Below are 23,446 nucleotides of genomic sequence, written 5' to 3'. Positions count from 1 at the left end.
GTCTTGTCGGCTTCGGTCTATGCCTATCTGGAAACGAATCGCGACCGGATGGACTATAAAACGTATCGTAAACGGGGCCTTCTGATTGGGTCTGGGGCTATCGAATCAGCTCACCGAACGGTGATGCAACGACGGTTGAAGCGGTCTGGGCAACGCTGGAGTATTCGGGGTGCGCAGCGTGTTCTAAACTTGCGCGTTTGCCTGATGAGCAACCGATGGAATTTGGTTCGTCAGCAGATTGAGCCAATCAACTATGCGATGGCCGCATAGCGACATTTTGAATTGCACCCTTTTGATACGTGCCATAGCACTACGAACAGGGAGTATTTCTTGCCGGTATACTGTATTTTTTTTGTAGCTGAGTTACTAACAGTTTTTCTTTGACTCAAAAAAAATACCCCGTTCAGGGTATTTTTTACGTACGGGCGTTTGTGTTTTCTTCCAGTGCTTGTAGGATGACCAACGATAGCGACTAAACTGGTCGTTAAATCGTACATCCGATTCTTACAAACGCAGGCAGTTTTGGAGAAAACATATCATGGTATGGATAGATTAAAAAATGTTTATTTATCTTCGGTTTTTTTCGAAGTAGAAGTAAATGATCAATCCTGTAGATAATGACGGACAGCAGGCAGATGCAATAATTACGCTGACTTATGCATACAAAAATACGCATTGCCCGGAGTCGTGTCAACTGAGGAAAAACGCAGGTTGTTCCAAAATATAAGCTACTTACTCACTTCATCTGGTATGGATACCCCGGGCGATTACTCAAAATCAATGATTACAGCTACATCGGCTGATTTGACCAGCGAGCAGGCTCTATATTACAAAAAAACCATTCAGCGATTTCCCGACGAAGCTATTTACGTTTACTCATTCAAAGAAAACTGCATGCTATATGCCGACGGCTGGGAAGCTATTTTGGGGTACCGGGACGATGAAATAAACATGCTGACTATCGTTACGATTACCTCTCCGGAGTACGCACCATTTTCGGGAGAGTTGAACGATAAAGCCCTGAAATTTATCCTGAGCAAATCGAAACAGCTCGAATTATACAGCTTTATGATCGAGATAAAAAAAATACACAAGAATGGAAACCCAATACCCATCATTGTAAAGGTTGGCGTACTCAACTCAGAAAATGGGCAGGTAACCGAAATTATCGGCCGTAATCAGATAAACCATAGTATCCGGTTAGGAAATGTAATGCGCTATGCCGCGTACGGTCCCGATAAGTCAGAATTGGAAGAGGAGTTGAACAAAGAACTATTTCGATATTACGCCATTTCGGATAAAGAAAAAGAAGCCTTGGCCCTGGTGGCAAAAGGATACGCATTCAAAGAAATTGCGTATTCCCTTAACGTGTCTCAGTCGGCCATTGAAAAGAGAATTCTGCCCATGTATAAACGCTTCAACGTAAAAAGCCTTGCCCACCTGATAACGTTTGCCTACGAGAACCATATTCTCCCCTAGCGTGCCTTTTTTGCCTGAATATTTATAGCCAGAATATTATCATCAGAAACCCCAATATCCAGCAGCATTTTTCGCCAGCGCTGATACAAAATTGGTTCCCCGTCTTCATTGCTCATTACCCAAATTGCGTTTTTGTTTTTAATAGTTTCCCGACTCAACACATTAGGGGTTGCGGTTCCATCGAGCATGCGTAAAAACTCGTCGGGCGTAACCAGGTCGTTGCCTGCCTGTACACCAATACGAACAGGGGTAAACCAGTATGAGAGCCAGCGTCCAGAAAAGCTACGCACAATACCTTAAAAATAAAGAAAGCAGGAATAAACCCAAGCGAAAAATGACCGAACTGATTAGCCAGCCAGGTGTAGGTAAGCGTAACGCCCCGGTAGGAATCTTTGCCGATCAGGTCGGCTTTTAGTTATCGAACGACATCGCTGGTTGTAATCGGCCGTGTTATCATGTGGATATTTACGAAACTGACCTCCTAAAATAAGCAACGCTGGTTTACGGTGATGTCGTTTGCTTAAAACAGACACCCCTCAATGCTCCCAACCATTAGTTTTACCCCTATCGAAGGCTTGAGATCGACACAGTAGTCAGTATATTCTAGCGTTCAATAAGCCCCACAACCGATACGTCAATTTGCAGGTTACCGGGGTCAGCCTTCATCCACGAAACGAATACTATTTTTCAATTTCTGTTGAGCCAGAGCCGATGATGAACTAAATAATAGGAAGAGGTGAAATCACACAGGGTAGTGGCTCGAAACAGGTTTGTCCATTTGTTTTCTGGACGTTGAATTTACAGATTTCAGGTAATCAGTTTTCAAAAAAACTTGATCGTTAGGTAGTCAATCCAAAACTGAGATACTATTGACATTCACAACCAACTACGTGATGGCTCAGTCTTTCGACTGCGTCATCACGTATTCGTGATAATTATTACCCGATTTAAGTGCTCCTTCAAAAAGTTTGTAGTACTCCCCTCCTTTCGCCGGGCCGTACATTTTCTTAATCAGCGATTCTATGTCGTAATCAGCTCCTTTGATGACTGGGTCCATAATAAAGGCATACGTATATGAGCCGTCAGAATTGGCTTTGGTGGGGTGCATAACCCGCGTTTGCCGGAATACCTGCTGCTCTTTGGCTGGCAGCTTAGCCGCACCGGGCCAGAAAATAGTGTGCACAAACTTTTCGTACTGTGGACGTTTATCAGCCTTCACGTCGTAGGCGCATACCCAGAGTTCCTCGCCCGTTTTGGCCATAGGCCGCGAAGCGGCTTTACTCTGACCAAAAACGGTGGGCATAGTCAATACGGTAAGCACAAGCAGGGCGCAGAATAAACCTGTAGTTTTCATGGGATTGGGAGTTAGGGTAGTCGTTAAAATTATTTCGCAGGCAGGCTACTGTTCCAGATGTCTCGGTAGAGTTTCCACTGACCATTTTCGGACTTCCAAACCACCATATACTTGCCATTGTCCATGGTCTTTCCATCGGCACCGGCCAGCGTATAATTACCTGTTTCGATAATCTGGTCACCCGCCTTTTCGGTCTGAACCGTTTCCAGCGTTGCTTTCTTTATTCCCATATCAAAAGCACCTTTCCAGAATGGGCCAATGGACGTATTACCGCTAATCGTGGCACCATTCGGCGGAAAAATCTGGGCATCAGTGGCATAAAGCTTACCCATGTCGGTAGCCCCCTGACTGAAAGCCTGCATAAACGTTTTGTTGGCACTTAGAATAGAGGACTCAATTTTTGGTGGCTGAGCCTGACCAGCGTGACAAAGAGCGCTAAGCAGCAGAAAAAATAAACTGTATGTTTTCATGGTAGTAAAGAATAAATAAAATGGTGAAAAAATAGTCTCGTGACATCAACCAAAGAGCCTTGCAATGACCGAGGTCATGGGCTGTGCAAAGTGCATCAGTCAGGTAGGTTGTAAGCCTGTTTCGCAGCCGCGTATTCTTTCCAATCAACAGCCGCTGCCCATCCATCGGGGGTGTTGCCATTGGCAATAACAATGCGGTAACCCAGCGCAAAATTCGCTAGCGGAGTGAAAAACGACAAGGGGAAATTACCCGTATTTTCTAACCCATAAACGGCTAAAAATCAGGAGAAGAATCATAAATAAAAATGGTGTGGATAGAACGATAACCGGACAAAGGTCGTCCCGTAACACCCAATCTCGCAATACCCCGAAAGGGGTATTTTTTATATCCGGCAAAGCATTGTTCTTTGCCCTTGTTTCCTGATATATAGGCGATTCGATGAAAAAGCGGTTGCAGGTTTTATTGCTTACTATCTATCTTACTGGAGCAATACTATCGTCAGGATGGGCTCAGGTACACCCTTTACCCAAACTATCGGTTAGCCGCCGGGCCGATACGCAGTATATGGACAGCCTATCTTTTCGGGCTAAACAGCGATACCAGGACCTGAACGCAATACCCCGGACAGCGACCAATGATACCCTTCGCTTCAGAACACTTTATTGGCTGGGTGTACTCTATAAAGGGTGGTATGGCCGACGGGACAGTACCGTTTATTTTGCCAACGAACTGATTTATCAGGCCCATAAAAGCAGTAACCTGTTTTATGAAATCAACGGCAAACTGATTCTGGAAGAATATTACCATAATGGCCAACTGAATACCCCAAAGGCACTTCGCCTTAACGTAGACATTCTCAACGCAATACCGACCTCGACCTATTATGATGTTGTTCGATACCGTATAAACCTGAATTTGGGCGACCTGTATCGTTTAGCAAAAGATTATACGAGCGCGCTGCATTACCTGAATCAGGCCCGGCAGGTAGTAAAAAAAGAACTGGTGTACGCTGGTCCGGCAACGACCAATGATTTCCGGATTGATGTCGAACAGAAGCTAGGTGCTTTGTATCAGCAAAAAGGCGACTTTAGCCAGGGAGAAGCGCATCTTCTAGCAGCTGAGAAACTATTGACGGACAACTCTTCGGCGAGTACACGAGCGTTTATTTTCGATGATCTGGCCGAGCTATACCTCAAATACCAACACTACGAACAGGCCCTGCATTACGCTAAGAAAGCGGAGGCCATCTGGGATAAAATAAAATCGCCCGGCGAGTCGAAAAGTTGGGGAACACTAGCCTGTATTTACACGGGTCTGGGTCAGAACGAACAAGCGCTCGACTACGCTCAGCGTATTTTACAGTTACCCAGGCCATCGAAGTTTATTCAAGAACAGGCATACATGACTCTTTACCAACTCTACGAACATCGTCAGGATTGGAAAAGCCGTGCTTTATACTACGAAAAATACATTGCCATTCGTGATACCATTGCCAGCAACCAGAGCAGTCTTGAGTTAAGTGCGCTCCAGAAACAAAATGAACTGGAGCAACTTGCCTTTCAAAGCCAGCAGATTCAACGATTTCAGTCACAAAGACTGCTAACCGTTCAGAAGCAGGCCGAACTGAGTCGGTTACGAGCTTCTTCGCAGGCCGGTGCGCTAACAAGACAGGCCCAGCTGACTGAGCATCAGAGACTACTGGAACGGGAACGTACGCAACGCATCAATGCGACGCTCCAACGACAGCAAACAGCTCAAAAACTGGAACAGCAAACCTTTAATCGCGAAACCCGGCAGCAACAGCGTATCCGGCTATGGCTGTTGATTGGATTAACAATACTCCTGCTATTCACCGTAGCGCTCGGTCTCTCTTACCGAAAAAATCAGCGGCAACAACGTCTGATTCAGCAACTCAACATGGGACTGGAACAAACCGTACAGGCCCGAACGGCCGAACTGGTAACCGCCAATGACGAACTGCGCCGGGCCAATCAGGCCATTCGCGAAACGGATGCCCGCATTATCCAGACGCAGGAAGCCGAACGCCAGCGTATTGCCGCCGATCTGCACGACGACCTCGGCGGTACGCTGTCTACCCTGCGCCGTCGGCTGGACGATATTCGACAGCAGTTGCAGGACCCCAGGGCGGCCCGCCAGTTCGATGAACTGGAGCCGATAATCCAGAAAAGCAGTGCCGATCTCCGACGTATAGCCCACAACCTCATGCCTCCCGAATTTACCCGCCTTGGCCTGCATAGTGCCCTTGAGCAATTAGTCAACAGTCAGCCTGCACAGCCTACACGCTTTTCTTTTATCACATCGGGTACCGAACATAAACTCCCGGCCGATACCGAACTGAACGTGTACCGAATCGTATCCGAACTAATTCAGAATATCAATAAACACGCCCAGGCCAGACGGGCGGCTGTACAACTACTCTACCACCCCGACCGGCTGACCATTACGGTAGAGGACGATGGGCTGGGAAAACGAGCGGCTGGTTCAACAAATAAACCTATGGGAATTGGTTTGAAAAACAGTAATTTACGGGCAGAATACATCGGAGCAACCCTGTGGCGTGATGCAAGCGAAGGGGGGACATTGGTTGTTCTGGATATTCCTTATCAAACACCCAATGCTGCTTCAACAACCGACCCGAATTCTGCTGATTGACGACCATCAACTGTTCAATGACGGCCTGAAGAGTTTACTCAACGAACAACCCGACCTAACGGTTTGCGGACAGGTGTTTCAGGCTGGTAAAGTCCTCACGGCTATTCAACAAACAAGCCCGGACCTGGTACTGCTGGACGTGAATATTCAGGGTACCAACGGCATTGACCTTGGCAAAACCATTCTCGATAATTTTTCCGGAGTTCGGGTGTTGATGCTGACGATGTACAACCAGCCCAAACTCCTGGACGAAGCCCGACGATTGGGTTTGCACGGTTACCTGCTCAAAGATGTCTCCACCGCCAATCTGTTAAATGGAATCCGAACCGTGTTAGCCGGAGGTACGTACTTCGATCCGAACGTAACCCATTCCCATCCACCATCCAATGACCCCTTTCGCGATGACTTTGCCCGACGACTGAATCTCACCTTTCGGGAAGTTGAAATTATCGCACTGATTCGGGAAGGGCTTAATAATGAACAGATTGCCGACCGCATTCACCTGAGTATTGAAACCGTCAAAACGCACCGTAAAAACATCTACTTCAAACTGGGAATCAACAAAGTATCGGACCTTGTCCGATTTGCTATTGAACACGGTATATAAACAGTCGGTTACGATACCTGCTAGCGAATCAGTACCGTCAATGTGCGTCGCTGGTTATTTGTGGTAATCTCCAGCCAGTAAAAACCCGCCGACAGCGGTTGAAAAGGGCGGAAATCAGCTTCGCCGGATTTGCGCTGAAGTTGCCCGCTAACAGATTGCCCGGTTATAGTCAGCAAGCGGACGCTGGCATCGTCGGCGTTCCAGAGCCGTAAGTGAATACGGTCAGTATCGGCGGGGTTGGGATATATGGTTACCACGGGTTCGCTGTCCCGGATTATGGCTGCTACGGGCTTAAAAACCTGCGTAGACCCATCCCGATCAATCTGTTTCAGGCGGTAGTAGTTGATGCCGGGTTGCGGGTTCAGGTCAGTCAGGCCATAGTATTGCCGCTCGTCGGTAGTGCCTTTAGCGGTAATTTCTCCTACTGTTGTGTATTCGGTCAAATCCAGACTGTGTTCAACCCTGAACTGGTCGGCATTGATTTCCTGGGTGGTGGCCCAAGCCAGTTGAACGCGATCACCTTCGGGTTTGGCCGTAAAATAGAGCAGCGTTACGGGCAGGGGAGACGATGTAACAGTTCCATTAAAGGTAACCTCATCGAGCCGCAACGTTCCTCCCGAAACAGCATTGGAGCAGGCCGTAATCCAGAAGCTGACAGGCCCACTCTGGTTCGTGTAGGCTGGCCCGGAAAGCGTAATAACGGCTTGCTGAAAATTATCCGCAACGGCTTGACTATAAAGTTGAGCGGTATACCCATCTACACTGGAGCGGACCAGCACCTGCGCTGGCCCTGAAGACGAGCGGTTGAAATAAAATGAAAATTGAGTCAGGGTCATTGTTTGCCCCGAAACCGGCTGCACCGTAAACTGAACCCGTTCCGACAGGTTGCAACCCGATGTAGACCAGTTGGCTACGTTGACAGCCCGCCCTACCTGTCCACCTACATAGCTGCCCACATTGGGTATATTTACACCACTTAAAGCGGGGCCGCCGGCATTTATATTCGGATGAGACACCGAACTCGACTGATTATCCTCAAAACTCCAGACCGCGGTAAATGGCGTTTGTGCCCAAAGCGTGAGCGGTAGAAACAACCAACAAAACAGGTAGACGAACCGCATAGCCGGGCAATCAATTATTGCCGTAAGCTACACAAAATCAGTACACAAACGTACCTGCTTCGCTCGTAATTGTCACCGAACGCTTCCCTTCTGATGATTCCACCCGGCCAATCACCTGCGCATCAATGCCAAATGATTGGGCAATCTCGATGACGCGCGGGGCGTGTTCTTCAGACAGGTACACTTCCAGCCGATGGCCCATATTAAAGACTTTGTACATTTCCTGCCAGCTTGTACCGCTTTCGGCCTGAATCAGCCGGAACAGGGGTGGTATGGGGAACAGATTATCTTTGATGATGTGCAGGTTATCCACAAAATGCAACACCTTTGTTTGCGCCCCGCCGGAACAATGCACCATACCGTGAAGCTGCGGGCGAAGTTCATCCAGCAATACTTTCGCTACGGGGGCATAGGTACGTGTGGGCGATAAAATCAGTTGACCTACCGTGAGTCCGGTGCCGTCAACAGAATCCGTAAGCGATTTGGAGCCGCTATAAATCAGGCTACGGTCAATGGCGGGGTCAAAACTTTCGGGGTATTTATCAGTCAGGTAATGCGCCAGTACATCGTGTCGGGCGGAGGTCAGGCCGTTGCTGCCCATGCCGCCGTTGTACTGCGTCTCGTAGGTGGCCTGCCCGAACGAAGCCAGCCCAACAATAACATCGCCGGGTTGAATCCGGTCATTGCTGATGACCTGGTCGCGTCGCATCCGGGCAATTACGGTACTGTCTATAATAATCGTACGGACCAGATCGCCCACATCGGCGGTTTCGCCCCCGGTACTGTATATCTCGATGCCATGCTCACGCAATAGCTGCAACACCTCCTCCGTGCCGTTGATAATCTCGGCAATCACCTCGCCTGGAATCAGGTTTTTGTTCCGGCCAATGGTGGAGGACAATAGCATGGGGCCCGTAGCCCCCACACAAATCAGATCGTCGGTATTCATCACGACCGCATCCTGCGCAATACCCCGCCAAACGCTCAAATCGCCCGTTTCGCGCCAGTATAAATACGCCAGAGACGACTTGGTCCCGGCTCCGTCGGCATGCATGATGGTGCAGAAATCCGGATCGCCCGCCAGCGTATCGGGCACAATTTTGCAGAATGCTTTCGGGAAAAGCCCTTTATCGAGTTGGGCAATGGCGTTATGAACGTCTTCTTTACTGGCGGAAACTCCGCGCTGGGCATAGCGGTCCATTCAGAAATGAATAATGAAGGATGTATAATGAACAATAAGTAACGGGCAAAGGTAAGGAAAGAGAGGCAGGGACGGGAGAGAGGAAAAGGTTCTGTCCTGTTTTTCTCTCTCCCGTCCCTGCCTCCTTCAATACACAATCCCAGCTTCAGCGCGGACTTTGTCCAGAAGTTCCATCAGGTTCAGGCTATCGTCCAGCGACCAGAGGGGGCTTTCGGTTTTTCCATCAGTCAGGCACTGCATCACGTGCTGGGCTTCGTAATCGTACCCGTGCGTTTCCCGCTCGAAGGCAAATGATTTTGACGGATGCCCGGTTTGCAGGAGCGTCACGCCTTTATTTTCATGAAACCGGCTGTGAATCCGAATTTGACCACTTTCGCCCTGAATCAGGCCAACGCAGTCCGTATCGGCCAGTAAGGTGCTATCCAGCAAGGCCAGCTGACCGTCGGCGTAGGTTAGTACCATACCACATTGCTCATCTACGCCAGTCGTTCCGAAAATAGCCGATGCTTTAAGGGTGGTTGGTTTTCCAAGTATCAGGTACGACAGAAACAAGGGGTAAATGCCAATATCGAGCAGCGCACCACCCCCTAATTCTTTGTTAAATAACCGTTGGTCGGGTAGAAAGGGGGCCTTGAAACCAAAATCAGCTTTCACGGAAACGACTTTCCCAATCGACCCGGATTTGATTAAATCCAGCGCAAACTCGATACCGGGCATAAACCGGCTCCACAGGGCTTCCATCAGAAACACCTTCTTCGACCGCGCTGTTTCGACCATTTCGCGCACCTGTTCGCTGTTCATGGCAAAGGGCTTTTCGCCCAGTACCGCCACGCCACCGTTTAGCAGCATCAGCACGTTTTCATGGTGTTTGACGTGGGGCGTAGCCACATATACGATGTCTAAATCGGGCAGGGTGAGGAGTTGTTCGTATGAGCCAAAAGCATGCGGAATAGAATAGGTTTCTGCAAACTCACTGGCGCGTTGCAGATCGGATGAAGCTACGGCATACAGTTGTGCGTTGGGCACGGTAAGCAGGTCCTGCGCAAATTTATGGGCAATGCGTCCCGGACCTAAAATTCCCCAGCGAGTCATAATAAAGAGTTTATTAGTTAGCAATAAATTAAGAAAATGACCCTTGGGTCAACCGCCAAATGTACCTTTTTTTTTAAGTTGCGGGCTCAACAAGGCCTTTTTCAGTGAAATACCGTCAATCATGTGTCTTCCTTATTCTTTTTCTTTTCCTATGTGGGCTGGTAAACGCCCAGATTGTGGAACAGCCTGACCCCTTGCGCCCCTCACTGCCCGATACAGTAAAAACCACTAAAACCGATACCACCCGAACGGCTACGGGTCAGGTAAAAATTGATACGGTTATTGTTAAAAAGGCCGTCGTACATGTATTCCGGTATCGATTCACGGCCGATGGGACAATTACAGCCGGGAACGTGGATCGGGCACTGCTACAGCTAACCAGTTCCATCGATTACCGGCTGAGTAATTATTTCAGGCTGTCCAGCAACCCTTCTTTTGTGTATGGCAAACAGAACGGAATCCTGGCTGAACGGGAATATTTTGGCGATTTACGGACAACCTACCGGGGCGAGCGACGACTATACTACCTGGCCTTCGGGTCGTATGAGCGCAGTAACCTGCGGCAAATCAATCACCGTTTGACCGCAGCAGCGGGTGCAGGCTATAAACTACTGGACCGTAAGCGGGCTTACATCTCTCTTACCGATGTTATACTCAGCGAAAGCACCGACTTCACCGAACTCAACGATATTTCTATCGTCCGTAATTCAGCGCGTTTGTTTGGGGAATATTCATTTGACAATGACCGCATTAAACTAACCCATACGGCTTTCTACCAGCCTGCGTTGGGCCGGTACAATGTCCGTTGGAATGCCAGTTTGAGCGTCCAGCTAAAGGTTACGGAGGTTGTTAGTTTACGCTCTACTCTGGCCAATGCCTATGAGAGTCTGGTAGTGCCCGGCCGGCAAAACAACGATTTACGATTCACCATCGGCCTGACCTACGAGCGAAAATAGCACGGTCATTCCAACCTTTCATTGATCTTAGATTCTAAAACGAACAGCGACTACTCAATTTGTGTAAATCCAACCAGCTTAAATGTCTTTTTGCCAGTATTGACTCCGCAGATTACTTAATTTCAATATACAGATAATCAGACGCCTATATATATTTCAACTACTTATTGCTTTACTTTTACACATGTGCTTCCCATTCACTGTGTACTATGAAAAGCTGTCTACTTAGTCTTGTTTTCCTGCTTGTATTTGTACAGAATACGACCGCGCAATCCCACACCTATACCGACGAAGAAGGCAAAGCAGCCTGGACCAAATTCCAGCGGCAGTCCATTACCGAAACGACATTTCGGCAGGTCTGCGATTTGATTCAGGATATAGGCCAGACAAACCTTGGTCTGGCCTATATCCTACTGGCACAATACGTAGAAAAGGTCAGGAAAACCGGTAACCGGCAGTGGGTGCATGTCCTGTTCATCAACTGGGGGAAAGGGTACGAATCACTCAACCAGTATCCCAAAGCCGATTCACTGTTTCGATTGGCCCGGCAGAATGCTTGGCAAACTAGCCCGAAAGCGTATTGTGATGCGCTGACGTATACTGTTCAACTATATTTCGACTGGGACAAACCGGATTCACTAAGACGTTATTTAGCTATCGGCGAACAGATCGCCCGTAGGGCTCACGACCGGGAAACGTTGTCCTTCCTGCGAACCTATCGGGCTACATCGCGCATCCGTGCAGGACAGCCTGATTCGATGCGGGCTGACTTTAATGAAGCCATTCGGCTGGCTACAGGGCTGCCCAACAAAAACGCACTCTTTATGGCCAGATATAGCTGGGCCGCAACGTATCTGACAAATCCGCAACAGCAGGTGATGGCCTTCGATAGCCTGCTCGAACTTACTAATGACAGCAGTTTAGTTCGAAATCCCCGATTTTATGAACGTACAACCGTTTATTTTCGTAGTCCCCGGCCTACGGTACTCTTCAAACTGGCTCAGCTAAACCTGTTACTGACAGACTATGATAATGCCGGTAAGTTTGCCGATATGGTATACGATGCACTGGTTCGTCCCAATCCCAAGATACCATCGGCCCCCTATTTCAATGCGGAGATGGCCATTATTCGAATGTATCAAAACCAGATCAGCCAGGCTCGGAGTTACGTGGATTCGAGTAGGCAGCAGTTTGGCGGATCTGAAACTAACATTCCGTATTCGGGCTATTTTCTGGCTGCTGGTTTGCTGGCTGAACACGACGGACAATTAGCTAGAGCTGCCAACTACTACCAGCAATCGCTTACAAAGGGCGTTACTTCGGCATCATTTTCACCCATTCCGCCCGAATTGTACTATGCGCGGGCATTGATCCGAACCGGAAATTATGATAAAGCACGACAAATGCTCCTTCCATTAGCCACTTCCGTTAGTACCAATCAGTATTCCGCTACCGGCCTGTATTACTATCAGTTGCTGGCCGAACTGGAAAAAGCCCAGCGGGATTACAGAAGCTACGGCGAAATAGTAGGCGTATATTACGCCATACGCGACTCACTCACAAACCTGAATCAGTATCGGGCGGTGCAGCAAATTCTGGCCCGGGTACGTATTCGTGACAAGGAGCAACAGATCAGCCGATTGAATGCAGAAAATGCAACACGTACAGCGCAATTCCGGCGCGAACGATTGTTTTATGGCATCATCATCGCGCTGGCTCTTTTGGCAATTGGGCTGTTAATGCTTTATGTTCGAAATCGGCAAGTTCGCGCCCGGCAACGCGAGGCTTTGCAACAAAGCCAGTTGGAACAACTCGAAAAGCAGCGGCAAATCGACCTGATGCAGGGTGTGATGCAGGCCGAAGAAAACGAACGCCTGAGCATTGCCGACCAGCTCCATAACGAGGTGAACCCAATGCTGGCCGTGGTCTTGCTAAATGTGTCGTCGGCCCTAGAAACGATACCGGCTAATGAATCCCCTAACCCGAAACTTCGAAAAGCACAGGATGTGCTTACGTCCGTATCCAGCACGGTACGTGGTATTAGTCACCGGCTCACACCCCAACTAATTGAGCAACAGGGATTCAAGCGGGCCGTTGAGGAACTGGCCGAGAGTGTCAACCTATCGAAAAAAGTGAGTATTCAGGCTATTGTGATCGGATTTGAAACCGCACTTCCGCTGCCCTTTTTGAGTGATCTTTACCGAATTTTACAGGAACTGGTGCACAACGTTATCCGACACGCACAGGCTACCCAGGCGACTGTTGAAGTAATTGAACACGACCACTATGTAACGATTGTGGTCGAAGACAATGGCGTAGGCATCCCCGACGATGCGGTGGGCGATGGACAGGGCCTGCAAACTATTCGGGCCAAAGTTGCTTTGCGACATGGCCAGATGGACGTGCAGCGTAAAGCCGACGGTGGCACATTGATCGTGATCGACAATCTCGAATTACCGCCATCGACAAAAGAGGTAGCTTAGTGCATCAACTAGTTAGCATTAACTATTGATGGCGATTTCCTGTGAGAAGAACTTTGACTTACACAAACCAAAGTCCTTCTCATGAAAATCACGACTCTTTTTTTCGCTCTGATAATGCTTGCCGGGTGTAGTAAAAGCAGCACGCCGGAACCAGAATTTTATCTGACCGTCAGCATCGATGGTAACCCCTGGATTGCCAACACCGCTAACAGCCAAAGTACAAACGTAGCGGCTACGATCACTCAGAACCTGGTGGTAGTGGTAGGTACCCAAACTGTCGATAATACGGTTACAGCGGTGGGAGTAGTCTTTCCAAAGACGATTGAGTTAAATAAGGCCGTGGCAGTTGATCCATCGAAATATACCGCCGTTGCCTATTCCATTACTCAGGCCAATGGCTACTCGGTTGATCCGGCACGGGGCGGCAGTGGTACATTAACCGTTACCCGACTTGACGAAAAAGCGGGGGTAATCGAGGGTACATTTTCGGGCACGGCCGTCTACAATACTAATTCAGACCGTGTTTCGATCACCAATGGCCGATTCCGCACGGCACTGTACACAACAACCGTAACAACGCCCCCACCCGGCAAACGCTGACCTATAAAAAACCGGACTATGACCCTACTCCTTGCCGACGACCATCCGTTGCTGCTCGACGGGCTGCGCAGCGTCCTGACCGACCTGCCCGATACCGAGTTGTTGCCCCCCGTCAACAACGGGCATCAGCTGCTCGATTACCTCCACTGGCATCCGGTTGATGTGGTGTTGTTAGACCTGAACATGCCAAAGACTGATGGTATGACAGCGCTGAAACAAATTCGCCGGGACTTCCCGACGGTGAAAGTCATTGTTTTCACAAGTTACGACCAGCCGCAACATATTCGGGAAGTACAGGCACTGGGTGCTATGGGCTATCTGCTCAAAACTACCGATGCGCCTACCCTCAAAACAGCCATACAGCAGGTGTGGGCGGGGCAGTCCTGGTTTCCAACGTTGAAACAGGTTCGTGTAGATGCGCCGGACAAACCTGGTTCGGACGATGCGTTTATGCAGAAATACCAGCTTACCAAGCGGGAAGTCGAAATTATTCAGCAGATTGTTGTGGGCCTGACTACAAAGCAAATCGCTGACACGCTTACGGTTAGCGAGTTCACGATCAACGCCCACCGGCGTAATATTTCCCGCAAGCTCGGCATCGACACGCCCGTCGGCCTGGTCAACTTTGCCCGCGAGCAGGGATTGGTGTAAGCCTGACCACATAAAAATCGTTAGAACTAACTATTTCAGGGCGTATGCAGGCAGGAGAACTTTGGGTAATCAATCCAAAACTGCTACGATCATGAAAAACGCTGCCTGCCTGCTAATCGTACTACTTCTTGGGCTATTTCCCCACGTCAGTTCAGGTCAATTAGGACCGGATATCCCATCGAGACCACCAACCGATCTAGACAGAAAAATCGACAAGTTTTTACAGGCTTCCATTGATTTGGTCCGGCAAAAGTTAAGCGGGCCATCTTACCAGGGAGATGCGCCAAAACCAGGCGATGTACTGGTCCTTAACCTGGCACTCAAGTACCATAATCAAGCATTGGTTGATCAAATAATCAATTATTATCAGTCCGGTTCCCACAACAGCCTGAACCCTGCCGACCCGGCCACGCTTCTAGCGGTCAATACCACCCAGCCCGGCCCCACAACACCACCCGAAAAAGAACGATTTGTCAGGCATCTTAGCCTGCTCTACGGTATCCAGCTGATTGGGAAAGGGGGCAAATATTCGGATCGGTTTGGTACGTCAACGGCCCGTATGACCTATCTGGAAATTCCGGCGTATGTTCTCTATAACCATAAGTTGCCGGAGGGTAAAGGCCGATTGTTCGGTGGAGTTGGTTTCTATCTGGGTTATGGCCTATGGGGTACACTAAAATACGACGAGCCTGGGGGCCAGGAGTCTTTCTCAGCCTTTGATAAGCTTAACGGCTATAAACGCTTCGATGCGGGACTGGGCTTTACGGGTGGTTACCAACTACCCCAGGGCCTTTCGCTGAGCTTAGAGTACGAATTAGGTCTGGTTAATATTGATCCGGCCCGGGGGGATGATAAAACCCGCAACCGGGCTCTGAGCCTGAACGTAGCGTATCCACTCAAAAAGCTCGTCGACAACTTTCGCAAAAAATAACACGCTTATCCAAATCACCCATGAAAACATCGTTGATTAGTCTGGTCATGATCGGAATGGTCCTGTCTATTGCCCACGCCCAACTGCTGAATCGTACCGTCGTCAAATTCAATCTGTCGGGCGTAGTGATTCAGAGTTACACCGCACAATACGAGCGCGTATTATCGCCACACGGTAGCATTACGCTATCGGGAAGCTACACGCCTAACAGCACACCGCTACCATTTCGGCAGGCATTACTCAACCAGTATGGCGATAATCCCGACGCGAAGCGAGGAATTGAGACTACGCTGTTCTCCAAACGCATTGGTACGCTGGAATACCGCTTTTATCCGGCTGGTCATGCCCCAACCGGCTGGTACATTGCCCCCTTCATACGCTATGCCAATATGGACATCAGTAACGATTACACGTACCATTCACAGGACGGTGCATTGCATCAGGCCCACCTGGAGGCTTCGTTCAGCGCGGGTGGAGCAGGGATTTTGCTGGGCTACCAGTTTCTCATGGGCAAACACCTCGGTCTTGACTTGTGGCTGCTGGGTCCTTTCTATGGAACCAACGTAAAAGCCGTTTTCAAAGGTACTGACCCTTACTGGGCCACGCTGACTCCAGCCGATATTGTGAAGATGAAGAGCGATATCGACAATACACAGTTACCGCTTTATACCGTTACCTCAAGCTTAAATCTACCACTCATTACGGCCAATCTCAGCGGGCCCTACTATGGCGTTCGGGCATTTGGTTTGGCTATGGCGTATAGTTTCTAAAACGGCTGTTTTCAGGCTACAAAATTAAAAGAGGCCAGCGATGCGCGCATCGCTGGCCTCTTTTAATGCGTGGTGAAACGTACTTACTGCTTATCCAGGAATGGTATAATCAGTTTTTCGCCCCGGTTGGCAATGTCCTTCGATTTTTTATTAGCCCGCATAATGGCCTCTTTGCTCACGCCATATTTCTGAGCCACTACCCGCAGCACATCGCCCGGCCCTACGGTGTGTACTGCCATTGCTTTCACGTTTAGCTTCGTGATGCCCGCTTTCACATCACCTTCTGATACGCCGGGGTTAAGGGCTTTCAGGGTACTGAGCTTCATATTGTACCGATTAGCTACCCCGTAGAATGTTTCGCCGGCACCCACCGTGTACGTACTCGATACGCCACCGGGTTTGACTGTTGCCTTTTCCACCGGCTTTTCAGCGACGGCTTCCGTTTTCGGTTTTTCGTCTTTGGGCTTTTCTACCGGCTTTGCCGCAACGGGTTTTTGTATGGGCTTCTCCTCTTTTGGTTTCTCCACAACGGGCTTTTCAGCGGGGGCAGGTTTACCATTGGTGGTTTCGCGGTTGACTTCGGCTACTTCTTCGGCAGCGGCATTGACTTCGGGCGCATCGGCGGGCGGAGTCGCCTGCGACAGGTCGACGGGGGCGGGCTGCGTTGAGTTATCGCTCTCTTCGGGGGCCATCAGCATTTCAGGGTCATTCTGCGCCAGCGGCTGCTGCGTTGTCGAATCAATGGCTACGTTGGTCAATTCGTCGGAGCCGTTTGTATCGTCGGTAATGTACCCATACCCCACGTAAAGCAACGCAGCAATGAGTCCTACCAACACCACCAGCGTAATAGCAGGCAGACTGGAATTTCCGCTTGGTCGGGTGTTGGTCGTTTTGTTGTCAGTATCCATATCGTTCAAAGGGTTAGGACGTCGTTAACTGTAAGCTCATCTGAGCCACTTTTTCCTTTAGATTTTCTTTAAATAGGGCAAGATTCTGTTCAACGGCTGCGTCGTAAGTACCAACAATCTGCGCAGCCAGAATACCGGCGTTACGGGCACCATTGAGGGCCATCGTGGCAACGGGCACACCGGCAGGCATTTGGAGGATTGACAGAACGGAATCCCAGCCATCAATCGAATTGCTGGATTTGACCGGAACCCCAATAACGGGAAGGGTAGTCAGAGAGGCAACCATGCCTGGCAGGTGAGCGGCCCCCCCTGCCCCGGCAATAATGACCCGTAGCCCACGATCGCGGGCTGTTTTAGCGTAATCGACCATTTTTTCGGGTGTCCGGTGAGCGGAAACGATATCCATCTCCCACACGACGCCTAATTCGGTCAAACTGTCGGCAGCCTCCTGCATGACGTTTCGGTCAGAGAGGCTACCCATTATAATACCTACCATTCACAAAATTAACCTGACTCTCTGCGAAATAACACACATTCAGGCATAATTTGAGCGTATAGCCGCTAAATTTTAATCCTAACGCTGAAAAGGGGGTGCCAATCCGGGCTATTTGCAAAGCTGGTATCCCGGATTGGCACGGTTATAAAGGATTAAACAAACACTTACACAATCTTTACCCCGTCGAACTTTCGCCCCAGAATAGCCACATCATCGGCACCGAGGTAATCGTGCAGGAGTGTGGCATAGATTTGCCGAAAATCTACCGAATAGGTTAAATCGCCGTCGGTTAGTTTACTCAGATTGGGGGCTTCGTTCAGCACCCGTCTGGACGGTAGTCCACCGCCAATCAGAAAGACGTTATTCGCCGTGCCATGGTCGGTACCGTTGCTGGCATTCTGCTTTACCCGCCGACCAAACTCGGAGAAGGTCATGAGCATCACATCGTTCTGCCGCCCTGCCACTTTTAAATCCGTCATGAACGCACCAACCGCTTCGGCGTATTGACCCAGCAATCGCTCCTGCTGCCCCGGCTGATTGATGTGGGTATCGAAACCACTTATCGACACGTAATAGACACTGGTATCCACACCCGCCTGAATCAGTTGCGATACCGTTTTAAGCCGGTTACCCAACTCAACATTCGGGTAGGTAGTGTTCGTACCGGGCACCTTCGCTTTGTTAAACACGTACTCCGCTAATGAGACCGTTTCGGCCAGGGTTTTGTACAGGTACGAAACTATCTCCGGCTCATTCGTCAGGTGTTCTTTACTGAGGTTCGTGACCAGATTGCTCCGGGTCTGGTTGTACAGCTTTTTGGGGTCCAGCATGGCCAGTCCGTTCAGGTTACTACCCTTCATGGCCAGGCTGAGGGTATCATCTACCTCGATAGTACGAAATGGCTGCTGTGCCTTACCCGCACAGGCAGCATCCAGATACCGACCAACCCAGCCCGTACGCAGATACGCATCCGAATCGCTGGCCGTTTGCCAGATGTCCATCGACCGGAAGTGAGAGCGGTCGGGGTTTGGATAACCCACGTTATTGATGACCGTTACCAGTCCCTCGTCGTACAGGGCTTTCAGCGGAGTCATGGCCGGATGCAGACCAATCTCATCATTCAGCGTCAGGACTTTTTCGGGCCTGATGGCAATGGTTGGGCGTTCGCGGTAGTAGATATCATTTCGGTAAGGCACAACGGTATTCAGTCCGTCATTCCCACCCGATAATTGTACGATAACCAAAATTTTACCGTTCGATGCGGCCAGCCCCTTGCCCATCATCTGCGCTTCGTAGGCTTTCAGAAAGTGCGGAATGAGCATGGTTCCCGCCGTGGTAAAAGCCGATTGTTTCAGGAATTTTCTGCGGTTCATGATTAGTAAAGAGTGAAAGAGCGAGAGAGTGAATGAGCGAAAGGGGCTGTGTGTTTTTTACATTCTTTCGCTTTTTCACTCTTTCACTCTTTAGGTTAGTTGATACTCCGGCAGGCTCATTAGGGCTACGGTTAACGTACGAATCGTTTCAGAACGGGATTGCCCCGATTTGATCGGTTTTTCAATCAAAACACGCTGGTCGGGGCGGAGAGGGAAAGGCAACAGGATAGCAGCCAGGGCATCGGGCAATCCGGCATCGGTTGTTTTAGCGAAAGCGTTCTCAAAAGCATCCCAGTTCACCTTTGTATGAAAGGTGGTTCCACCTTTTCGGGCCAGTAGCTGCGTATTCACATCCCCGTCTTCTTTGGGTTGCACCGTCACCTCGGCCGCTTTGAGCACATAGTTGGGCAATTGCATCCTGAACAGCAGGCTCGATGAGTCAATCCAGTTTTTGCCACCCGGCCAACCCGCCACGTTAGGTGGGTAGAACAGCAACTGCCCTAGTGTACGCTGCACAAAAATCTGCGGTTGTGGCTGGTCGAACTGTATCCCCAGCGTGTGCCGTAATCCCGCCAGCAATTCAACCGGCGACTTGATATGTGCCCCTACATTTTTGGGATCGTAAAACCAGTCGGCCGAGAAGATGGTCTCCATCAGTGTAGCAATGTCGTAGCCACTTCTGTAGAACTTATCAGCGAGTTGGTCCACTCGTTTTGAATCTTCTGTTTCGTTCACGAAGGAGCGATAAATTTTCGCCGTTATAAACCGGGCTGTCTGCTGGTTGTCGAGCAGCATAGCAATAACATCCTCGCCGTTGAACATACCGATTTTCCCGAAGATTTTTTTCTCTCCATCGTCGTGAACCTGTGCCCGGAAAACGAACTGACCTTCGGGCGTGAACTGCCATCCCGTAAAAGCCCGGGCGGCTTCTTTGATATCGTATTCGGAATAATTGTCCCTCCCGGACGCCGAATGGCCCAGCGTAAAGAGTTCCATCACTTCGCGGGCGAAGTTTTCGTTGGGGGCGTTTTTCCGGTTCTGCTGGTTGTTCAGAAATTGCAGCATGGCCGGTTCTTTCGATACGGCCATCAACAAATCGCGGAAGTTTCCCAGCGCGTGTTGGCGGAGCGTGTTGGCGTACTGCTGCATGAACAGCGGGTTTCGCCCCATGGTCCGACAGGCGAAATGACCGTGCCAGAAAAGGGCCATTTTTTCGCGCAGGGCATCGTTGCCGGAAGCCATCCGGTCGAGCCATTGCAGGTTCAGGTCGCGCACTTTCTGGGCGTTATCCCGAATCTGCTCTCTGAGCATTTCTTTATCGAGTTGACCCTGGCGAAACAGGCCTTTCAACTGGCGTTTCGTTCGGTTCTCATCGGGTTCTACAACCTGCAAACTGGCTACCGATGTACCGTTGCTCACCAGTTGGCGAACTACTTTTCTGAGAGTACTGCGGGATGCTTCGTTTAATTCGGCCGGTGTGGCGCCAAACCCGGCCCGGGCAAATAAATATCGGAGTTGCTGTTGCTTCGTTTGACTATTCATGCCTGTTGACCATTAGCTATGCCGTAGGACAATGTACCAACGCTAATGTTTAATCGGAACAGATTAAAATTTAACGTGAACTATGGGGTTTTTGGGTCCCGTATGGGACTTAACATACTAATAATCAGATAAAATATCTCATGTTTTGCGTTAAAGTTTTATTTAAACGTCTAATTCGTACAGGTACTTCGTCTGTTATTTTTAGTCGCACTCGCCCCGGCTCTACTGGCTGGGACCACTTAATCTAATGACAATTTGAAGCCGAATGATTCGTAAAAAAAGACTTGTCGATCAATTCGGTCCATCCCCCCAGTTAGGGAAATAAGCCGCTTGATGGGTTGCGCCTTCATTCCTTCGATGATGAACGGAATTGCGGTTTTCTGTACGTTTTCGGAGTCCCTTTCCCATGGTCAATCAACGAAATGACAGCCTGGGTACCTCCTAATGTATCACCCCAGCGTCTGCCTTATTCAGGGCATTGCCTGTTATCCAGATGAGGGATGAGGTCAGGATGTTGTAATGGAGCCCTTGTCGGATCGCGGATCAACCCCTGCATGCATAATAGCCACGGCCAGGGCTTTTGGCAGGAAGGGTACGCTGGCACCAAAAACGGCAATAGTATTCATGACCAGTCCGATTTATGTTGGTCAATAAAGTTGGCAAGGGTATTGGGTAGGCGACTGGTCAGTCGGGTAAAGTCGGGGCTTATTCGGGGGAAATTCTGAAAGCGGGGCAAAAAATGAAGAAAAAGCATGACCAGCACCGGCCCCGATGCTACCCCCTGCCGTCGTTTTGTGAGATAAAAGCGAATGGGATTTGGACTCCCGTAATGTACGGCATACCCCAACCGGGCACTAAGTAGAAAACTTACCTGGCTGAATGTGAGCAATTCACTGCCGGTAATGGTGTAAGCCACGTTTTGGTGTCGCTTCCAGTTGGTCAATACCACAGCGATTGCCTGGCCAACATCAGCAACATCCACCCACAAAAAAGGAGCCTTACCAGCGGGCAGGAACAGGCGATGGTGGTGGATAATGTCATCCTTCAGCGTCGTGGTCAGATTTTGCATAAAATAAGAGGGCCGGATGAAAGTATATCCGATCCCGCTCTGCCGAATGAGCTTTTCAATTTTGGCGTGGGGAATGAAGGAGGTGCTTTCAGCACCCTGTACGGATAGAAATACGATGTGTTTAACGCGCGCCAACTGACAGGTATTGATGAAGGGGGCGAAATACCTTTTCACATCCGCCAATTGAGGGGGCCTCAACAGAAACACCACATCAATTTGGTGAAGAGCAGCACCAAACGATTCAGGTCGCTCAAAATCCAGCCATCGCTCTGTAGTACGCAACGCGTTTTGGTGATGAGTAGCGATGATAATGGTGTCTGATGCGCTGGTTATTAGCTGATCAAGCACCGCCGAACCGATATGCCCAGTGGCTCCCGTAATCAGAAAAGATGTGTCCATAACGCGTTGGCCTGATTCCGTTTTAAAACTAGTGTTGCTTAAAAGGTAGTATGACAGGTGGTGATGCTTTTCCAAGGAAACGCCCCTGACCATGATAAAATATCGAATCAACCTCTTGCCCGAAGAGCGGGTTGAGTTAACAGCTAAAGTACAGAAAGGCAAGGCAACGGTCAAAACGGTTCAGAAAGCTTATGTCTTACTGGCCAGCGATGAAACTGTCGAGCGGCAAAGTGAAGCCGATATAGCTACCACTTACTGTCTCTCCATACGTAGCGTGGAGCGGATTCGGAAAGATTTTTGCGAACGCGGAATGGCCGTGTTTACCCCTAAACAACGGCAGCCGCGTTCAGACAAAAAAATCACCGGTGAGGTGGAAGCCCATCTGATTGCCATTGTTTGTAGTGAACCACCAGCGGGCGAGAGACGCTGGAAACTCCAGGCTATTGCTGACCGACTGGTCGAGTTACAGGTGGTCGATAGCCTCTCACATACCAGTGTGGCGACAGCCCTAAAAAAATGAGTTGAAGCCCTGGCGGGTTAAGGGGTGGATCATCCCACCCAAACAAAGTGCGGCTTTTGTCTACCATATGGAGCAGGTTCTGGCCGTCTAAGAGCGGCCTTATGATGAGCAATTCCCTGTTGTTTGCGTGGATGAATCGCCTAAACAACTCATCGGGATCATACAATACCGGTCTACTAATGGGACACGTATCGAAGATTCTGACTATATCCGGCATGGGGTAGGCGAGATTTATATGGCCTTTGAACCGCTGGCTGGTCAGCGTTTTGTGGAAGTCAAAGATGACCACAAGGCCGTTACATGGGTGAGTGTACTGGCTGGTTTGTTGGATGGTCCTTATACAACATGTCTGAAAATGACGATAGTCGGCGACAACTTAACGGGGCCGCCCGAGCGGTGCGCACAAACCCAGCGCGTTTTACACGGTTTTTGGGGCTGAGAAAGCTAAAGCCTATTTAGACCGTCTGGACGGGGCCGATTTCTATGATCTATACAAGCGTAGGCTTATAGTTTTCGTCATAATTTCGATCGTCTCGGATACAGGCGAAAATGCGAAGCACAAGCTTGTTACGCACATTGTTAATAACGAGCATTTTGTTCTTGCCCTCCGCTACTTTTCGTTCATAATACGTCTTCAGTTCTTGACAATGTTGTATCGCCGATAAAGCAGCTAAGTGGAGTAAGGATTTGACCACGCGGTGGCCGCTTTTTTATTGGCCATCTGGCTAACTTTAGGCTTCCCTTTACGTT

At 49.5% G+C, this 23,446-nt stretch carries 23 protein-coding genes and 2 pseudogenes; 12 read left to right on the top strand and 13 right to left on the bottom strand.

The genetic code is table 11. The annotated features are described in order from the left end of the window. Together B157_RS0133470 and B157_RS0133465 are read left to right on the top strand one after the other, a co-directional pair. Positions 1-270: pseudogene (locus B157_RS0133470) on the top strand (ISLre2-like element ISRsl1 family transposase); the annotation flags it as partial. A 510-nt stretch (positions 271-780) separates the two neighbouring features. Next, entirely contained in the window at positions 781-1,479 is a 699-nt protein-coding gene (locus B157_RS0133465) for a LuxR C-terminal-related transcriptional regulator (RefSeq protein ID WP_245565398.1), read from the top strand. Here the strand turns inward: B157_RS0133465 and B157_RS38740 are convergent. The 4 genes from B157_RS38740 to B157_RS38735 all read right to left on the bottom strand — a co-directional run bounded on the left by B157_RS38740 (position 1,476) and on the right by B157_RS38735 (position 3,542). After that, positions 1,476-1,769 carry a hypothetical protein gene (locus B157_RS38740; RefSeq protein WP_157618681.1) on the bottom strand — a complete coding sequence of 98 codons (294 nt, stop codon included), beginning with the start codon at positions 1,767-1,769 and terminating at the stop codon, positions 1,476-1,478. The genes B157_RS0133465 and B157_RS38740 overlap by 4 nt on opposite strands. A 608-nt stretch (positions 1,770-2,377) precedes the next feature. Then, the gene (locus B157_RS0133450; protein ID WP_020607651.1) at positions 2,378-2,833 is read right to left on the bottom strand and encodes a hypothetical protein; all 456 of its coding nucleotides are present in this window, start codon (positions 2,831-2,833) and stop codon (positions 2,378-2,380) included. A gap of 29 nt (positions 2,834-2,862) precedes the next feature. Beyond that, complete coding sequence (locus tag B157_RS0133445; RefSeq protein WP_084761902.1) at positions 2,863-3,303, bottom strand: YybH family protein; 441 nt, start codon at positions 3,301-3,303, stop codon at positions 2,863-2,865. A gap of 95 nt (positions 3,304-3,398) precedes the next feature. Next, positions 3,399-3,542, bottom strand: a complete 144-nt coding sequence (locus tag B157_RS38735) for a hypothetical protein (protein WP_020607649.1) — start codon at positions 3,540-3,542, stop codon at positions 3,399-3,401. 200 nt (positions 3,543-3,742) lie between these two features. Here B157_RS38735 and B157_RS0133435 point away from each other — a divergent pair, with 200 nt between their 5' ends. Both B157_RS0133435 and B157_RS0133430 read left to right on the top strand, forming a co-directional pair. Beyond that, on the top strand, positions 3,743-5,977 hold the full coding sequence (locus B157_RS0133435; protein WP_020607648.1) for a histidine kinase: 2,235 nt from the start codon (positions 3,743-3,745) through the stop codon (positions 5,975-5,977). Continuing rightward, a complete protein-coding gene (locus tag B157_RS0133430; RefSeq protein ID WP_020607647.1) occupies positions 5,940-6,584 on the top strand; it encodes a response regulator in 645 nt (214 codons plus the stop codon). Before B157_RS0133435 ends, B157_RS0133430 begins: the two co-directional genes overlap by 38 nt. A 20-nt stretch (positions 6,585-6,604) precedes the next feature. Here B157_RS0133430 and B157_RS0133425 read toward each other — a convergent pair whose 3' ends face one another. The 3 genes from B157_RS0133425 to B157_RS0133415 all read right to left on the bottom strand — a co-directional run bounded on the left by B157_RS0133425 (position 6,605) and on the right by B157_RS0133415 (position 9,998). Beyond that, positions 6,605-7,705 (bottom strand): T9SS type A sorting domain-containing protein, encoded by a 1,101-nt coding sequence (locus tag B157_RS0133425; RefSeq protein WP_020607646.1) that lies wholly within the window; start codon positions 7,703-7,705, stop codon positions 6,605-6,607. Positions 7,706-7,742: 37 nt separating this feature from the next. Continuing rightward, the gene (locus tag B157_RS0133420) at positions 7,743-8,906 is read right to left on the bottom strand and encodes an AIR synthase related protein (protein ID WP_020607645.1); all 1,164 of its coding nucleotides are present in this window, start codon (positions 8,904-8,906) and stop codon (positions 7,743-7,745) included. Between the two features lie 126 nt (positions 8,907-9,032). Further along, a complete protein-coding gene (locus tag B157_RS0133415) occupies positions 9,033-9,998 on the bottom strand; it encodes a Gfo/Idh/MocA family protein (RefSeq protein ID WP_020607644.1) in 966 nt (321 codons plus the stop codon). Between the two features lie 176 nt (positions 9,999-10,174). Between B157_RS0133415 and B157_RS0133410 the strand changes: the two genes are divergently transcribed. From B157_RS0133410 to B157_RS0133385, 6 genes are all read left to right on the top strand, one after another. Beyond that, positions 10,175-10,954 carry a DUF481 domain-containing protein gene (locus tag B157_RS0133410; RefSeq protein WP_020607643.1) on the top strand — a complete coding sequence of 260 codons (780 nt, stop codon included), beginning with the start codon at positions 10,175-10,177 and terminating at the stop codon, positions 10,952-10,954. Positions 10,955-11,163: 209 nt separating this feature from the next. Further along, positions 11,164-13,437, top strand: coding sequence for a tetratricopeptide repeat-containing sensor histidine kinase (locus tag B157_RS0133405; RefSeq protein ID WP_020607642.1), 2,274 nt, complete (start codon positions 11,164-11,166; stop codon positions 13,435-13,437). Between the two features lie 81 nt (positions 13,438-13,518). Next, positions 13,519-14,037: a Riean_0653 family protein gene (locus B157_RS0133400; RefSeq protein WP_020607641.1), complete on the top strand. Its 519-nt coding sequence runs from the start codon at positions 13,519-13,521 to the stop codon at positions 14,035-14,037. An 18-nt stretch (positions 14,038-14,055) separates the two neighbouring features. Further along, positions 14,056-14,688 carry a response regulator transcription factor gene (locus B157_RS0133395; protein WP_020607640.1) on the top strand — a complete coding sequence of 211 codons (633 nt, stop codon included), beginning with the start codon at positions 14,056-14,058 and terminating at the stop codon, positions 14,686-14,688. 91 nt (positions 14,689-14,779) lie between these two features. Further along, entirely contained in the window at positions 14,780-15,619 is an 840-nt protein-coding gene (locus tag B157_RS0133390) for a porin family protein (RefSeq protein ID WP_020607639.1), read from the top strand. 20 nt (positions 15,620-15,639) lie between these two features. Then, positions 15,640-16,389 carry a DUF3575 domain-containing protein gene (locus tag B157_RS0133385; protein WP_020607638.1) on the top strand — a complete coding sequence of 250 codons (750 nt, stop codon included), beginning with the start codon at positions 15,640-15,642 and terminating at the stop codon, positions 16,387-16,389. A gap of 83 nt (positions 16,390-16,472) precedes the next feature. Here the strand turns inward: B157_RS0133385 and B157_RS0133380 are convergent, their stop codons facing one another. The 5 genes from B157_RS0133380 to B157_RS0133355 all read right to left on the bottom strand — a co-directional run bounded on the left by B157_RS0133380 (position 16,473) and on the right by B157_RS0133355 (position 22,176). Then, entirely contained in the window at positions 16,473-17,297 is an 825-nt protein-coding gene (locus B157_RS0133380) for a LysM peptidoglycan-binding domain-containing protein (protein ID WP_020607637.1), read from the bottom strand. Between the two features lie 13 nt (positions 17,298-17,310). Then, a complete protein-coding gene (gene purE / locus B157_RS0133375; protein WP_026309135.1) occupies positions 17,311-17,793 on the bottom strand; it encodes a 5-(carboxyamino)imidazole ribonucleotide mutase in 483 nt (160 codons plus the stop codon). Positions 17,794-17,957: 164 nt separating this feature from the next. Continuing rightward, positions 17,958-19,166: a DUF1501 domain-containing protein gene (locus B157_RS0133370; RefSeq protein ID WP_020607635.1), complete on the bottom strand. Its 1,209-nt coding sequence runs from the start codon at positions 19,164-19,166 to the stop codon at positions 17,958-17,960. A 90-nt stretch (positions 19,167-19,256) separates the two neighbouring features. Continuing rightward, positions 19,257-20,708 carry a DUF1800 domain-containing protein gene (locus B157_RS0133365; protein WP_020607634.1) on the bottom strand — a complete coding sequence of 484 codons (1,452 nt, stop codon included), beginning with the start codon at positions 20,706-20,708 and terminating at the stop codon, positions 19,257-19,259. A 622-nt stretch (positions 20,709-21,330) separates the two neighbouring features. Next, positions 21,331-22,176, bottom strand: a complete 846-nt coding sequence (locus B157_RS0133355; RefSeq protein WP_020607632.1) for an NmrA family NAD(P)-binding protein — start codon at positions 22,174-22,176, stop codon at positions 21,331-21,333. Between the two features lie 91 nt (positions 22,177-22,267). Between B157_RS0133355 and B157_RS0133350 the strand changes: the two genes are divergently transcribed. Together B157_RS0133350 and B157_RS36550 are read left to right on the top strand one after the other, a co-directional pair. Further along, positions 22,268-22,696, top strand: a complete 429-nt coding sequence (locus B157_RS0133350; protein ID WP_020607631.1) for a helix-turn-helix domain-containing protein — start codon at positions 22,268-22,270, stop codon at positions 22,694-22,696. 127 nt (positions 22,697-22,823) lie between these two features. Further along, a complete protein-coding gene (locus B157_RS36550) occupies positions 22,824-23,135 on the top strand; it encodes a hypothetical protein (RefSeq protein WP_052647045.1) in 312 nt (103 codons plus the stop codon). A 49-nt stretch (positions 23,136-23,184) separates the two neighbouring features. On the opposite strand, the pseudogene B157_RS40675 reads toward B157_RS36550, so the two are convergent. Next, a pseudogene (locus tag B157_RS40675) lies at positions 23,185-23,446 on the bottom strand (IS110 family transposase); the annotation flags it as partial.

This window comes from Spirosoma spitsbergense DSM 19989, from assembly GCF_000374085.1.
GTDB lineage: Bacteria > Bacteroidota > Bacteroidia > Cytophagales > Spirosomataceae > Spirosoma > Spirosoma spitsbergense.
This window is presented reverse-complemented; position numbering and strand designations above follow the sequence as displayed.

Excerpts from the sequence above, each read along its gene's own strand:
- B157_RS0133415 (WP_020607644.1), bottom strand. The coding sequence starts at position 9,998 with ATGACTCGCTGGGGAATTTTAGGTCCGGGACGCATTGCCCATAAATTT.
- B157_RS0133355 (WP_020607632.1), bottom strand. The coding sequence starts at position 22,176 with ATGGACACATCTTTTCTGATTACGGGAGCCACTGGGCATATCGGTTCG.
- B157_RS0133390 (WP_020607639.1), top strand. The coding sequence starts at position 14,780 with ATGAAAAACGCTGCCTGCCTGCTAATCGTACTACTTCTTGGGCTATTT.
- B157_RS0133380 (WP_020607637.1), bottom strand. The coding sequence starts at position 17,297 with ATGGATACTGACAACAAAACGACCAACACCCGACCAAGCGGAAATTCC.
- B157_RS0133370 (WP_020607635.1), bottom strand. The coding sequence starts at position 19,166 with ATGAACCGCAGAAAATTCCTGAAACAATCGGCTTTTACCACGGCGGGA.
- B157_RS0133350 (WP_020607631.1), top strand. The coding sequence starts at position 22,268 with ATGATAAAATATCGAATCAACCTCTTGCCCGAAGAGCGGGTTGAGTTA.
- B157_RS0133365 (WP_020607634.1), bottom strand. The coding sequence starts at position 20,708 with ATGAATAGTCAAACGAAGCAACAGCAACTCCGATATTTATTTGCCCGG.
- B157_RS0133385 (WP_020607638.1), top strand. The coding sequence starts at position 15,640 with ATGAAAACATCGTTGATTAGTCTGGTCATGATCGGAATGGTCCTGTCT.
- purE (WP_026309135.1), bottom strand. The coding sequence starts at position 17,793 with ATGGTAGGTATTATAATGGGTAGCCTCTCTGACCGAAACGTCATGCAG.
- B157_RS0133445 (WP_084761902.1), bottom strand. The coding sequence starts at position 3,303 with ATGAAAACATACAGTTTATTTTTTCTGCTGCTTAGCGCTCTTTGTCAC.
- B157_RS0133400 (WP_020607641.1), top strand. The coding sequence starts at position 13,519 with ATGAAAATCACGACTCTTTTTTTCGCTCTGATAATGCTTGCCGGGTGT.
- B157_RS0133465 (WP_245565398.1), top strand. The coding sequence starts at position 781 with ATGATTACAGCTACATCGGCTGATTTGACCAGCGAGCAGGCTCTATAT.
- B157_RS0133395 (WP_020607640.1), top strand. The coding sequence starts at position 14,056 with ATGACCCTACTCCTTGCCGACGACCATCCGTTGCTGCTCGACGGGCTG.
- B157_RS0133435 (WP_020607648.1), top strand. The coding sequence starts at position 3,743 with ATGAAAAAGCGGTTGCAGGTTTTATTGCTTACTATCTATCTTACTGGA.
- B157_RS0133430 (WP_020607647.1), top strand. The coding sequence starts at position 5,940 with ATGCTGCTTCAACAACCGACCCGAATTCTGCTGATTGACGACCATCAA.
- B157_RS0133450 (WP_020607651.1), bottom strand. The coding sequence starts at position 2,833 with ATGAAAACTACAGGTTTATTCTGCGCCCTGCTTGTGCTTACCGTATTG.
- B157_RS0133425 (WP_020607646.1), bottom strand. The coding sequence starts at position 7,705 with ATGCGGTTCGTCTACCTGTTTTGTTGGTTGTTTCTACCGCTCACGCTT.
- B157_RS0133420 (WP_020607645.1), bottom strand. The coding sequence starts at position 8,906 with ATGGACCGCTATGCCCAGCGCGGAGTTTCCGCCAGTAAAGAAGACGTT.
- B157_RS0133405 (WP_020607642.1), top strand. The coding sequence starts at position 11,164 with ATGAAAAGCTGTCTACTTAGTCTTGTTTTCCTGCTTGTATTTGTACAG.